Origin of the sequence: Kitasatospora sp. NPDC015120 (genome assembly GCF_043080305.1) — a bacterium.
Classification (GTDB): domain Bacteria; phylum Actinomycetota; class Actinomycetes; order Streptomycetales; family Streptomycetaceae; genus Kitasatospora.
Genome location: NZ_JBIBVJ010000008.1, coordinates 156,260 through 168,955, shown reverse-complemented (window position 1 = coordinate 168,955; position 12,696 = coordinate 156,260). Strand labels below are relative to the sequence as shown.

Genomic DNA, 12,696 nt, shown 5'->3' with positions numbered 1-12,696 from the left:
GGCAGGCTCCGCCGGGCCTCAGACCAGGGCGCCGACGGCGTCCGGCAGACCGAGGTGGCCGCGCAGACCGGTGGCCCGGTAGGCGGTGCGGAAGGCACCGCGGCGCTGGAGTCCGGGAACGAGGGCGCGGGTGACCGCCAGGAGGTCGTGGGGCAGGCGGGCGGGGCGCAGGCGGAACCCGTCGATACGCAGGCCGGCCGTCTCCACGGTCCGCCAGGCGAGCAGGAGGTCGGCGAGTTCGGCGGGTGTGCCGGTGAAGATCGCGGCGTCCGAGGCGAGCGGGTCGCCGGCGAGCTCGTCGAGCCGGGCCTTGTGGCGGGCGGCCTCGCCGGGACGGTCGTCGAGGAGGACCAGCAGGTCGGCGAAGACCTTGAGGGGGCGGCCGGCGGGCCGGGCGACGGCGGTGGCGGCGGTGGCGACCTCGGCGAGGATCGCGGCCGCGTCCTCGGCGGAGTGCGGGGTGACGAACACGACGTCGCCGCCCCTGGCCGCCAGCTCGTACGGGATGCGGGCGTGGGCGAGGACGGCGACCGGCGGGGTGCTCCCGTGGCCGTTCCACAGCCCCCGCACGGTCTCCAGCACCCCGGCCGCGTCGTCGAAGAGCGGGGCGAGGCGGGCCGAGATGGTGTCGGGGGAGGCGAGGTCGCCCTCCGTGAGGGTCGCCGCGGCGCGGCGGCCGAAGTGGGCGGCGTCGTCGGCGCGGGCGGAGATCTGCGGCCGCCAGCCGGCCCGGCCGTGCCCCGCGTGGTCGAGGGTGGCGAGGGCGGCGGCCAGGTGGAACGGCTCGGTGTGGGTGACGTTGGTGGTGGGGACCAGACCGATCCGGCTGGTCAGCGGCGCGACCCGGCTCGCGATCAGGACGGCGTCGAGCCGCCCGCGCACCCGGTCGGTGCGGTCGTCGGGCCCGCGCAGGCTGTCGGACTGGACGGCGAGGGCGTCCTCGAAGGTGACCAGGTCGAGCAGCCCGTGCTCGGCCTCGGCCACCAGGCCGGCCCAGTAGCCGGCGGTGAACAGCTCGCCGGGGCGGGCGCCCTCGGCGCGCCAGGCGGCCGGGTGCCAGCCGGCCCCGTCCAGGGCGACGGCGAGGTGCAGCGGGGGCAGGGCGCGAGCGGCGTCGGCGGGGCTGGTCATGCGGCGTTCTCCCGGCTCGGTCGGTGGGCCTTGGCGAGCCCGAGGTGGTCGCGGAGGGTGGCGCCGGTGTACTCGGTGCGGTGCGCGCCCCCGGCCCGGAGCAGCGGCACCACCCGGTCGACGAACTCGTCCAGCGGGCCGGCGGCCGGGTGCGGGGTGAGCAGGAATCCGTCCGAACCCCCGCCCCGGACGTGCGCGGTGAGTGCGTCGGCGACCTGGCGCGGGGTTCCGGCGACGTCGGCGGTGGTCTCCCGCGCCGCCGAGGGGGTGTCACCGAGCAGCCAGTTGACGGCGGTGAGGACCCGGAGCTCACCGGGGGAGCGGCCGTGGGCGGCGAGCCGCTCGGCGAGGTCCTCGCGCAGCGCGCGGGCCCCGGCGAGCCCGCTGTACGGGACGACCACCACCTCGGCGTCGGCGGCCGCGGCGGCGAGGTCCCGCGGGGAGGCGACGGTCCGGACGACGACGGGGTGGCCCTGCGGCGGGCGCGGGGTGGTGAACCGGCCGGCGAGGTCGAAGTGCGCTCCCCGGTGGGCGAAGGTGCCCGCGCCGGGCCGTACGAAGCGGCCGTCGGCCGGGTCGGCGGGCAGGTCGTCCTCGGCCCAGCTGTCCCACAGCACCCGGGCGGCGTGCAGGAACTCGGTGGCGTGGGCGTGCCGGTCGGCGTCCGCCGGGAGCCGGCCGTGCCGCAGCCCGGCGGCGGTGGCGCCGTCGGAGCCGGCCGTCACGCTCCAGGCCGCGCGCCCGCAGCTGAGGTGGTCGAGCGAGGCCAGCCGCCGGGCCAGGTCGTAGGGCTGGTGGAGGGCCGGGTCGACGGCGGCGGCCAGGCCGAGCCGGGTGGTGACGGCGGCCAGGGCGCCGAGGGCGGTGAGCGCCTCGGGTCCGGGCGGCGCGGTCTCGGGCAGGAGGAGGAAGTCGAACCCGCCCTGCTCGGCGGTCCGGGCGAGCCGGGTGAGCCCGTCGAGCCCGACGGGCCCGACGGGGCCGGCCGGGCCGTTCGCCCCGGGCGGGAGTACGGCGAGGTGGAGCTGCTGTGCGGACACGACGATCGCCTCCTGTCGGCCGCCCGTCCGCCGCGCGTTCGCCCGCGCGGCCGGGCCGGTTCATCCTGCGGGGCGCCCCGGCGCGGGGGCAACGGCCGCAACGAAGTCTTCACGGGCGGAAACCGGACGGACATGAAGGTGGTGCCGCCGATGGGAATCGGTCATTGAAAGGCCGAAATCGACTGGAAGCTTCAAAAGGCAGGGTGGAATTAGGAGTTCCGCCCGAATCAATGCCAACATGTGGGGTGTGAAGCGTGAAATGTCACATGGCTTCACCTCGCCGTCCCTACCCATGAACGGGAATCACCCGATGAACCGGCTCCTCGCCATCCTCGCCACCAGCGCCGTCCTGACCGTCGCCGGTGCCACCGGTGCAGCTGCCCAGGGCACCGCCCCCGCCGCCGAAGCCTCCCAGGGCCCGGCCGGCCCCGGCGGCCTGTGCGTCACCGGGTACCGAGGCGTGGTGGTCAACGAGATCTGCGCCACCGTCAGCGGCGACCAGGTCACCTTCTACGGCCGGACCACGCCCGGCAGCCTCGGCTGGACGGCCCGGACGGTCCCCTACCGGCTGACCGCCTCGGTGGCCGGCGGCCTCGCGCTCGGCACCATCACGCCCGCCGTCCTCGTCGACCACAGCGGTACCGCGGTGGGCACGCTCACCGTCACCGCGCCGTGCGGCGCGAACGTCACGGGGTCGCTGGAGACCACCGAGTGGGGCTGGCCGCCCGCCACCGCCACCCTCACCGTGCCGGCCGGCTGCTGACAGCGACCGGTCCGGACACACGGCGAAGGCCCTGCCCGGTCGCCCGGACAGGGCCTGGTCCTTCCTGATCAGCCGGTCCCCGGCCTGCCGCCCGCACGCGGCGGGCCGGGGACCGGCGGGCTCAGTGCGCCCAGTGCGCGGCGCCGGAACGGCTCAGCCGCGCCAGCCGGACCAGGGCGAGCGGATGGTTGCCCGCCCGGCGGGGGGACGGGGAGATCCGGACCGTGGCCCCCGCCGGGGCCGTTCCGTCCGACGCCTCGACGGCGGTCGCGCTCGGCGCGTGGTGACGTGCACTCATCTCCTGGGATCCCTCCTGGTCGGGGAGCGGCTGCCCCGCTCGCTCGCCGGTGACCACCAGGGAACCCGTCCGGCCCGGCCGGATCAATGCGGGTGACTACCTATCGCTCCCCGGGAACGATGAGGGGCCCGGCGCCGGCCCGCCCTCCGAGGCGTCCGCGGCGGCGGCCTCGGCCCGGGCGAGCGCCTGCGCCGTCCCGGCCCGGCCGGTGCCCAGCTTGTGCAGCACGTTCGCCACATGGTGCTCCACCGTGCGCGGCGAGAGGAACAGCGCCTGGGCGATGTCCTGGTTGGCGGCGCCCTGGGCGAGCAGTTCCGCCACCTGGCGCTCGCGCGGCGACAGCTGCTTGCCGTAGCCCCGCCGCCCCGGCGAGCCGATCCCGCCGAGATCGAGGTCCCGGCGCAGCTTGCGGCACCGGGCGGTGTCGGTGGTCGCCCCCAGGCCGAGGTAGACCCGCTCGGCGGCCGCCATCCGCTCCGCCGCCCGGGCCCGGTCGACGCAGGCCAGCGCGGCGGCGATCCGCTCGTCGGCCCGCGCCGCCTCGTAGGGGCGCCCGATGTCCTGCCAGCGGTCCCGGGCCAGGGTGAACGCCTCCACCGCCCCCGGCCCGCCGTCGGCCGCCGACAGCAGCCCCCGGCTCAGGTCCAGCGCTGCCGACACGGCGGGCGCGCCCCGCTCGGCGAGCGCCCCGGCGGCCTCCTCGACGACGGCGCCGGCCTCTGCCCGCGCGCCCGTCGCCAGCAGCGCCTCCACCGCGACCGGCACCAGCTCGGCGGTGCGCGCCCAGGCGTCGGCCTGCCGCGCGGTCGCCAGCGCCGGGCCGGCCGTCGCGGCGGCCCCGGCGGTGTCGCCCTCCAGCAGCTGCAGGCCCCCGAGCCCGGCAGCCGCCCGCAGCGCGACCGTCACCTGCGACTCCCGCTGCCCGTAGCGCGCGGCGACCGTGAACTCCTCCCGGGCCACCGCCAGCCGGCCCCGCCCCGCCGCCAGCCGCCCGAACAGCAGCGCGCGCTCGGCCCCGGCCATCGCCAGGTCGTCGAACTCCGCACCCAGCGCGGCGAACCGCTGCTCCACGCCGTCCCAGCGCCCGGCCAGCATGTCCAGCCGGATCAGCGCCAGCCGGCTGTAGCACTCCAGGTAGGGGATGGCCGTCAGCCGGGCCAGCCGCCGGCTCTCCGTCAGCAGGTGCGCGGCCCGGGTGTCGTAGCCCAGCTCGATGGCGATCTCGCCGGTGTTGTACAGCGCCCGGGTCGTCTGGCGCATCACCTCGGGACGCTCGGAGGCGCGCGGCAGCTCGTCCAGCCGGCCCCAGACCGCCGGATCGCCGGCCCGGGCCTGGAAGGTCAGCGAGGTGGCCCGCACCGCGGCGGCCACGTCCTCGTCCGGATGCTCCGCCAGCAGCCGCTCCGCCCGGTCGAGCCACCCCCAGGCGTGCCGGCCCGCGCCGTCGCGCTCGTCCATGGCGATCGCCACCATGGCCCGGGCCGCCCGCACCGGGCGCTCCTCCAGCTCCTCCAGGGACTCCCGGATCCGGTCGAAGCCGGCCCGGTTGCCGCTGTGCACCGCGGTCAGGAAGCCGAGCGCGAGCCGGATCTCGCCGCGGTCGGCGACCGGCAGCCGGGGATCGGCGACCATGCCGCTCAGCACCTGCACGCTGGCCGCCGGGTCGACGTCGTCGGCCGCGAGCCGGGCCAGCGCCAGGGCGGCCCGGCCGCGCCGGCGCGGGTCGAGGTCGGGCTCGTCCAGCAGGCTGCGCAGCATCCGGCGTGCGCCGCCCGGGTCGCCGAGCGCGACGGCCTGGTCGGCGGCGGCCTGGGCGAGGTCCTGCCAGGCCGCGCGGTCGCCCATGGCGAGGGTGTGCTCGGCGATCCGGGCGAGCGGGCGCGGCTCGCGCTTCTCCAGCGCGGCGACCGCCCGCCGGTGCAGGACCCGCCGCGCGGGCCCGGCGATCCGCCGGTGGGCGACCTGCCGGACCGCCGGATGACGGAAGGCGTAGCGGTCGGGCGAGGTCTCGTGCAGGACGGCCCGGTGCAGCGCCTCGGCCAGGCCCTGCGCACCGTCCCCGGCGTCCAGCCCGGCGACCGCGGTGAGCAGGTCCTGATCGGCGGGCACCCCGAGCACGGCCGCCGCGGCGACCACGGCCGCGCCCTGCGGGCCGAGCCCGGCGAGCCGCCCGGTCACGGCGTCCGCCAGGGCGCGCGGGACCTCGGCCTGCGCCAGCCGGGCCGCCAGGTCCGCCGCCCGCCGGGGCGACGGACGCTCCGCCAGGGCCCGCAGCTCCTCCTCGACGGCCGACGGCAGGCCCGCCGTGCGCGCGTGCAGCATCCGGGCGAGCTCGGCGCCGCCCGCCGGGCCGAGCGCGGCCCGGGCCAGCTCCGCGACCTCCGCCGCGTCCAGCGGCTCCAGGCGCACCACCTCCGCGCCGGTCCCCGGCGCGCCGGGCGCGCCGCGGTAGGCGGCCGCGGGCGACGGGGCGCCGGGCGAGAGGTCCTCGGGGCGGTAGGTGACCACCAGGGAGAGCCGCGGCGGCAGATCACGGGTCAGCCGCAGCAGCAGGTCGAGCGTGGCGTCGTCCGCCCACTGCACGTCCTCGACCACCAGCACCGGATCGTCGAGCGCGGCCAGCAGCGCCCGCAGCCCCCGGGCGGCCGACCGCCGGGCGGACACCAGCTCCCCGCCGTCCGGCGGCGCGGCGGGCAGCCGCTCGGCGAGGTCCGGCAGCAGCCCGCGCAGCGCCCCGGTGCCGGGCGGCAGTTCACCGGGCGGGGGCAGCAGCGCGGCGGCGTCCCGCAGGGCGTCCACCACGGCGCCGAACGGCTCCGGTTCGCGCAGCGGGTGGCAGCGGCCGAGGAGCACCGCGCGTCCGGTCCCCTCCAGGGCCCGCACCGCCTCGGCGACCAGCCGCGACTTCCCGGCACCGGCCCCGCCCTCGACGAGCAGCACGGCCGGCGGCCGGGTCAGCCCCTCGGTCAGCCGGGCGAGTTCCCGCACCCGCCCCACGAAGCCGCGCCCCTCGGGCGCGTCCGGCGCCGGCGGCCGCTTCATCGGCATCGGGCCGGGCCGGGGGCGCAGGGCGTGTGAGCGGACATGCCCCCATGATGCCCGTGCCGGCCCCGCCCCCGTCGACCGGGGCAGGGCGCACCCGCTCAGAGTGCCCCGGACGCCACCGGGCCGCCGTCGGCGCGCGGCGCCGGGGCGGCGGGAGCGGTGCGGAAGGGGCGCCCGGGCGTCTCCCGCGGCGCGGCCGGGCGGACCACCCGGCCCGGGGCCTCGACGACCTGGCAACCGGCCCGGGCGAGGCGGCGCACGGTGTTCGCCGCCGCGCGGTCGTCGAGCGAGAACACGAACGGGCCGGGCACCAGCACCACGTCCACCCATCCGCGCTCGGCGGCCGTGAGCAGACTGGCCAGTGCCGGCAGCGGGCCGCGGGTGCTCAGGCCGTGGTCGGCGTAGACGTCGGGGCGGGGCAGCGCGAGGCGGTGGGCCAGGTGCTCCATGGCGGAGCGTACGTCGTCGGCCTCCTGCGGGTCGTACGGGCGGCACCGCAGGTACATCGCGGACCGCCGGGACACCCGGTGCACCGGTTCGTGGGGGTCGTGCATGCCGTTCACCTGGCCTTGCTCACTCGACGGGTGGGGGTGGGTGGGGGGCGGGGCGGGGGAGCGCGGCCGCGGGCGGTGTCCAGCGGACCTCCGGAACGGTACGGGGATCAATGGGGGCCACTACCCATTGCTGCGCACCGCACCGGGCGGTGGGCCGCCGGACACCTGAGATCGTGCGGGTCCCCGGGGCCGGGGCCAAGGGTGGGACGGCGGCGCCCTGTGGTGCGGGTGGGGACCGTCGGGCTCCGGTGCGCCGGTTTGCCGCGGCGATCGCCCGGACCGCCCCCGCTCACCTGCGGGTTCGCCCGGACCTCGCGCTCCGGGCCGGGGGCCGGGCGGCCCGTGCAGCCGCCCGTCCGCCGCACCGCCCCCCGTCCGGCCGTGGTGCACGAAGCACCGCGCGCCCCGGTGCGCCGGACGCACGCCTGCCGTGTCCGGCCGCGGGACGGGCGGCCGGGCACGGCAGGCCGGGCGGGGACGGCCCGGGTCAGGACGCGGGGACGGTGTCGGTGAAGGACGTCCCGGCGGCCCGGTAGGCGGTCACGGCGGCACCGACCTGGGCGGGCGTCAGCACCCGGTCCTTGACGTGCAGCACGTAGTCCACCTGCTCCTCGTAGCTGCGCTCCTCGGTGCCGGTCTGCCCCGCGAGGTCGGTGAGCCACTGGTTGAAGGCGATCACCATCGGCCGCTCCGGGAGGTAGCGGGCGTCGTGGCGGGAGAACTCGACCCCGTCGACGTAGTAGACGATGGCGCTGTCGTCGATGGTCAGGACCAGGTCGTGCCAGCCGGCGAAGGAGCTGCGGGAGGTCGTGTACTGGTTGACGGAGCCGTCCGGGCCGTACGTCTCCCACGAGGTGGTGAAGAAGATGTTCGAGGTCTCGCCCCAGCCGCCGTTGGGGAGGTACTCGAAGTCGTACTCGGAGTAGTCGTCGGCGTTCGGGGCCTTGAGGTCGTTGATGGCGAAGAAGCTCTGCACCAGGTGGTCGCCGTCGGGGCCGCTCACCGGGGCGTCGGAGAAGCGGACCCGGGCGGCGTAGGTGCCGTTGCGGAACTTCATGGCCTGGCTGTGGAACTCGCTGTGCCGGGTGGACTGCGGGGTCCCGGCGGTCGAGGTCCGCAGGGTCATCACCGAGTTGCCGCCCTCCTTGGCGAAGGTGACGTTCCCGGCCTCCCAGGTGGCCCCGGCGACGCCCGGCCCGCCCCCGCCCGAGCGGGCGTTCCAGCCGTGGGCGGCGAGCGAGGGGTCGTCGTGGCCGGTGTAGTCGAGGTCGTCGAACATCACCTCGCCGCCCGGGACGGTCGGCCGGGTGGGGGCGGTGCCCCAGACCTGGACGCCGGCGAGACTGGCGGTGACCTTGGTCCAGGTCGCGTAGCCGCTCTGCGCGGCACCGAAGGAGTAGTCGTCGCCCTGGTTCATCGACTGCCAGTCGGTGCGGTGCACGCGCAGCTGGAGGTCGCCGCTGTCGGCCCCGGGGGCCAGCGTGCCGGCGCCCGCGGTGAAGCCGATCTCCAGGTAGCGGTCGGCGGCGGCGCCGGACTCGGTGATGGTGCCGATGGTGCCGGTGACGTTGGCGCAGCCCCGCACGGCCCAGTCGCAGGCGAAGCGGTACGCGGCCAGAGGGGCGTCGGACCTGAAGTAGTAACGCAGCTTGACCTGGTCCAGGGCGACCGGCGCCGAGCCGGTGTTGACGACCTTGAGCCACGGCGAGGCCTGCGAGCTGCCGCTGCCGCCGTTGCGGTACTGCACGGCGAGCGGCTCGCCCGCGGCGGCCGCCGGCAGGGCGCCGAGCACCGCGGCGCCGAGCCCGGCGGCGACGGCGGCGGCGAACGCCGCGCGCAGGCGCGGGCGCCGGCGGCTGGTTCGGACGGTCATGGGGTTCCTCTCCTGGAGCGGGGGACGTGGCGCGGCACCGGCGGAGGGGAGCCCGGTCCACCTCGGGGACGGCAGTGGGGGAGGAGGTGGCGGGCCGCGCGATCAGAAAGTGGCATGGACCAATTTGGCCGGTCAACCCCGGAGCGGGGTGATCGGCCGGAACGCGGGCGTCCGCCGCCGGGAGTGGCTGATAGTGCCTGCTCGCGGCCCTGTGCGGGGCGGTGGGCACCCGCCGGGTGCCGGGCCCGCCCGCGCCGGCACCCGGCGGGTGCCCACCGTGCCGGCGGGCGGCGGCGTTTGACGGCGTGACGGTCCGGGAACGAGAGTTCGACAGTGCGCCGGACGGCCCCACGCGGCCGCCCCGGCGCGGCTTTCGCACGTCAACCCACGGGTCCCGCCGGAGGCTCGATGCCCGAAGTCCCCCCGCCCCGTCGCCTGGTCGTCCGCCTGCCCGCCGACCTCGCCGACTGGCTCACCGGCTTCGCCGAGGTGTCCCACCGGACCGTCGACGACGTGATCCGGCCGCTCGTCGAGGCGGAGCGGGCCCGTGTCGAGGCGAACTGGGGCCGCAGGGCACCGGAGCCCGGGTAGCACCGGACGCCGCCGCGGCCGTACGGCACCCGAGCCGGCCGGCCCGCCCGTCGGACCCCGGCCGACCCCTCCGCCCCCCACCGTCCCCCGCCGCCCTGCACGGGCGGTCTCCAGAAGGGCCCGCACCGTTGAGCTTCCCGTCCCACCGGCAGCCCCCCGCCCCGGACGGCGCCGGCCCGTCCGCCGGCCGGGTCGATCCCGCCCTCGCCGACCGCCTCACCGACGCGGTGCTGCTCGCCGGCCTGCCGGTCGCCTTCGGTGACCAGGGCCCCGGCGTGCGCATCCGCCCCGCGCGGCCCGCGGACGACCGCGACCGGTGCGCGGGCGTCGCCGCCCTCGACTGGCTCCCCTCCCCGCGCCTGGCCGACGCCGCCGCCATGGCGGAACCGGGACAGGGAGCCGGGCCGGCCAGGGAACTGGTCGAGACGGCCATGATCAACGCGCTCGCCGAGTTCCTGCCGGCCCTCGGGCTGGAGACCGGCCGGGACCGCAGCGGCCGGGAGCTGAGGGTGGAGGGCCCCGCCACGGCCGGCGGCGGCCTGCGGGTGCCGCCCGGCGTCCTGGTCCCCCGGCCGCTCGGACCCACCCCGGCCGAACTCGGCCTCCCGGCGGGCCTCGTGGCCACCGTGCGCCGCAGCGCCGCCCTCGCGGGCCTGCCGATCGCCCCCCACCTCGGCGCCACCGGCATCACCCTCGCCCGCTGCGCCCCGACCGGCGGCGCGGACGAGCGCGACCGGGCGGCGGACCTCGGCTGGAACCCGTCCCGCCGGCTCGCCGACCTCGCCGACAGCGACACGCCCGAGGCCGCCCGGGCCGCCACCGCCCGCACGGCGGTCGACGGCGCGATGCGCCACGCCCTCGGCATGGCGCTGCGCGCCTGCGGTGCGGAGCTGCGCTGGCTGCACGCCCATCAACTGCTGCGCGTCTACGGCGAGTCCACCCCGGCCATCCGCCACTGACCGTACTCGCTCACCCGGGCGCCCCGGTGCGGCGCTCGCCCCGGCCCCGCCCGCCGCCCCGAGCGCCCCCGCCGGCCCGAGCGCCCGTCCCGCCCCGGAGCACCGGGTGCAGGGGCGCGGCGAACAGCAGCGCGGAGAGGATCAGCAGGCCGCTGAGCCAGAACGGCCCGAGGTCCCCGGCCGCCGTGCCCAGCGCGGCCGCGCCACCGAGCGGGCCGGCCGCGGCGCCGACGTTGAGCGCGGCGGTCGCGCCGGCGCCGGCCAGCGTCGGGGCCGCGGCGGCCTCGTAGAGGAGGCGGGCGATCAGCGTGCTGCCCACCGCGAACGACAGCGCGCCCAGGGCGAAGACCAGGGCGAGCAGCGCGGCCGGCCGGTGGGCCAGCACGGCCAGGGCGGGCCACCCGACCAGCAGGAGTGCGCCGCCGGCCGCGAGGACCGGGCCGGGGCGCCGGTCGGACAGCCGCCCCGCCACGGTGACGCCGGTGAACGAACCGGCGCCGAACAGCACCAGGGCGACCGGCACCCATGACCCGGTCAGCCCGGCGGCGCCGGTCACCACGGGCGCGAGGTAGGTGAAGCCGGCGAAGGTGGCCGCGTTGACCAGGGCGGCGAGCAGCATGACCGCCACCGGCCGGGGGCGGCACAGCCGGGCGAACTCGGCCCGCACGGACAGCCGTTCGGTGGCCCCCTGCGCCGTGCGGCCGGCCGGGACCCCGGTCAGGATGCCGAGCGCGGCGGGCAGGCAGAGCGCGGCGACGGCGAGGAAGACGGCCCGCCAGCCGAGCGCCGCGCCCAGCGCCGCGCCGGCGGGGACACCGGCGACCGTCGCCACGGTGGTGCCCGACAGCAGGACGGCGAGCGCGCGCCCCTTCCGGTCGGCGGGCACCAGTGCGGCGGCGGTCGTCAGCGCGACGGCGAGGAACCCCGCGTTGGCGAGGGCCGCGACCACCCGGGTCGCGAGGAGGACCGGGAGGTCCGGCGCGGCGGCCCCCGCGGCGTGCGCCGCCGTGAAGAGGAGCAGGGACCCGAGCAGGGCCCGGCGCCCGGGCAGGGAGCGGGAAAGCACCGCCGTCAGCGGTGCGCCGACGACCATGCCGATCGCGTAGGCCGAGCTGAGCGTGCCGGCGGCGCCGACCGTGACGCCGAGCTCCGAGGAGAGGGCGGGCAGGAGGCCGGCGAGCATGAACTCCGAGGTGCCCATGGCGAAGACCGCCAGGGCGAGCAGGTACAGCGGAAGGGGCATCGAGTGGCTCCGAGGTGAGGAGAGGCGCGGGAAGGGCGACTCGGCACCGCGGTCAGCACCCAGGAGCGCACGGATCCGGCCGCGCGGCACGGAGGGCGGCGCGGCGGGGCTGCGGGCTCGGGCTTGCGTCGGGGGTTCAGGGGGCTGACGGCGCGTGACCGGAAGCCCCCACCTCGTCCGACTCGGGACTCGACATGGACGGCACGCTACCGGACCGGCCCCCGGGGTCGCACGCCGGTTTCACCCGCCCCCGGGTGACCTCCTGCGGAGGGACGGCCGGTCGTCGCTCCGGTGCGGTGACGGCCGGCCGACCGAACGTCAAACTGGTCCAGACCATTGACGATGGGCGTGACGCTCCCTACGGTATGGGCATTCACCTGGCGCAGGCATGCCAAGATCACGCGGTTGGCGCGCCCCCACGCGCGCCGCTCCTGCGCCGGGCGCACTCTCCATCCCCCCACGGAGGAGCATCATGCGCAAACGCCACATCGTCGGCGCGGCCCTGGCCGCGGTCGCCGTCCCCCTCGCGATGGCCGTCCCGGCCAACTCGCATGGGTTCATCAACCTCCCGCCGAGCCGTTCGGCCCTGTGCGGCGCGGGTGTCGTCAAGAACTGCGGCGACATCCAGTGGGAGCCGCAGAGCGTCGAGGGCCCGAAGGGCTTCCCGAGCCGCGGTCCCGCCGACGGCACCATCTGCGCGGGCGCCGACGCCCGCTGGGCGCCGCTGGACAACCCGCGCAACGGGGCCTGGCCGACCACCAAGGTGACGGCCGGCGGCCAGCAGACCTTCACCTGGGAGATCGAGGCCCGGCACTCGACCACCAACTTCCGCTACTTCCTGACCAAGCAGGGCTACGACCCGACCCAGAAGATCACCCGGGCCAGCCTGGACCTGACGCCGTTCCTGACGGTGCCCTACAACGGCCGCCAGCCCGCCGCCACGACCACCCACACCGCGACCCTCCCCACCGGTCGCACCGGGCACCACGTGGTCGTCGCGGTCTGGGACGTCGCGGACACCGCGAACGCGTTCTACTCCTGCACCGACGTGCTCTTCTGATCCGCGCGCACCCCGTACGACCGTCGGGCCCCCCCCCCCCCCCCCCGGGGGGCCCCCCCCCCCGCCCGGCCCCGCGCCCCCCCCCGGCCCCCCCGGGGGGCGGGGGGCCCGCCGCCCGGCGGGGGCGCCCAGACCCACC

The 12,696-nt window shown here is 77.9% G+C and carries 11 protein-coding genes; 4 read left to right on the top strand and 7 right to left on the bottom strand.

Going from position 1 to position 12,696, the window contains the following annotated elements:
- Nucleotides 1-18: 18 nt before the first annotated feature.
- Both ACF1AK_RS20710 and ACF1AK_RS20705 read right to left on the bottom strand, forming a co-directional pair.
- Nucleotides 19-1,131, bottom strand: coding sequence for an LLM class flavin-dependent oxidoreductase (locus ACF1AK_RS20710; protein WP_391500261.1), 1,113 nt, complete (start codon nucleotides 1,129-1,131; stop codon nucleotides 19-21).
- On the bottom strand, nucleotides 1,128-2,171 hold the full coding sequence (locus ACF1AK_RS20705; protein WP_391500260.1) for an LLM class flavin-dependent oxidoreductase: 1,044 nt from the start codon (nucleotides 2,169-2,171) through the stop codon (nucleotides 1,128-1,130). The genes ACF1AK_RS20710 and ACF1AK_RS20705 overlap by 4 nt, the downstream gene beginning before the upstream one ends.
- A 310-nt stretch (nucleotides 2,172-2,481) precedes the next feature.
- Between ACF1AK_RS20705 and ACF1AK_RS20700 the strand changes: the two genes are divergently transcribed.
- Entirely contained in the window at nucleotides 2,482-2,934 is a 453-nt protein-coding gene (locus tag ACF1AK_RS20700; RefSeq protein ID WP_391500259.1) for a hypothetical protein, read from the top strand.
- A 121-nt stretch (nucleotides 2,935-3,055) separates the two neighbouring features.
- Here ACF1AK_RS20700 and ACF1AK_RS20695 read toward each other — a convergent pair whose 3' ends face one another.
- The 4 genes from ACF1AK_RS20695 to ACF1AK_RS20680 form a co-directional block, all read right to left on the bottom strand.
- The gene (locus tag ACF1AK_RS20695; RefSeq protein ID WP_391500258.1) at nucleotides 3,056-3,232 is read right to left on the bottom strand and encodes a hypothetical protein; all 177 of its coding nucleotides are present in this window, start codon (nucleotides 3,230-3,232) and stop codon (nucleotides 3,056-3,058) included.
- 96 nt (nucleotides 3,233-3,328) lie between these two features.
- Nucleotides 3,329-6,280, bottom strand: a complete 2,952-nt coding sequence (locus tag ACF1AK_RS20690; RefSeq protein WP_391500257.1) for an AAA family ATPase — start codon at nucleotides 6,278-6,280, stop codon at nucleotides 3,329-3,331.
- A 95-nt stretch (nucleotides 6,281-6,375) separates the two neighbouring features.
- Nucleotides 6,376-6,831 carry a hypothetical protein gene (locus ACF1AK_RS20685; RefSeq protein WP_391500256.1) on the bottom strand — a complete coding sequence of 152 codons (456 nt, stop codon included), beginning with the start codon at nucleotides 6,829-6,831 and terminating at the stop codon, nucleotides 6,376-6,378.
- Between the two features lie 487 nt (nucleotides 6,832-7,318).
- Complete coding sequence (locus ACF1AK_RS20680) at nucleotides 7,319-8,704, bottom strand: cellulose binding domain-containing protein (protein WP_391500255.1); 1,386 nt, start codon at nucleotides 8,702-8,704, stop codon at nucleotides 7,319-7,321.
- Nucleotides 8,705-9,112: 408 nt separating this feature from the next.
- Here ACF1AK_RS20680 and ACF1AK_RS20675 point away from each other — a divergent pair, with 408 nt between their 5' ends.
- Both ACF1AK_RS20675 and ACF1AK_RS20670 read left to right on the top strand, forming a co-directional pair.
- Nucleotides 9,113-9,295 carry a hypothetical protein gene (locus tag ACF1AK_RS20675; protein WP_391500254.1) on the top strand — a complete coding sequence of 61 codons (183 nt, stop codon included), beginning with the start codon at nucleotides 9,113-9,115 and terminating at the stop codon, nucleotides 9,293-9,295.
- Nucleotides 9,296-9,423: 128 nt separating this feature from the next.
- Nucleotides 9,424-10,254: a hypothetical protein gene (locus ACF1AK_RS20670; RefSeq protein ID WP_391500253.1), complete on the top strand. Its 831-nt coding sequence runs from the start codon at nucleotides 9,424-9,426 to the stop codon at nucleotides 10,252-10,254.
- A gap of 10 nt (nucleotides 10,255-10,264) precedes the next feature.
- On the opposite strand, the gene ACF1AK_RS20665 is transcribed toward ACF1AK_RS20670, so the two are convergent.
- Entirely contained in the window at nucleotides 10,265-11,497 is a 1,233-nt protein-coding gene (locus ACF1AK_RS20665; RefSeq protein WP_391500252.1) for a Cmx/CmrA family chloramphenicol efflux MFS transporter, read from the bottom strand.
- Nucleotides 11,498-11,969: 472 nt separating this feature from the next.
- On the opposite strand from ACF1AK_RS20665, the gene ACF1AK_RS20660 reads away from it, so the two are divergent.
- The gene (locus tag ACF1AK_RS20660) at nucleotides 11,970-12,557 is read left to right on the top strand and encodes a lytic polysaccharide monooxygenase (protein WP_391500251.1); all 588 of its coding nucleotides are present in this window, start codon (nucleotides 11,970-11,972) and stop codon (nucleotides 12,555-12,557) included.
- The last annotated feature ends 139 nt before the right edge of the window (nucleotides 12,558-12,696 follow it).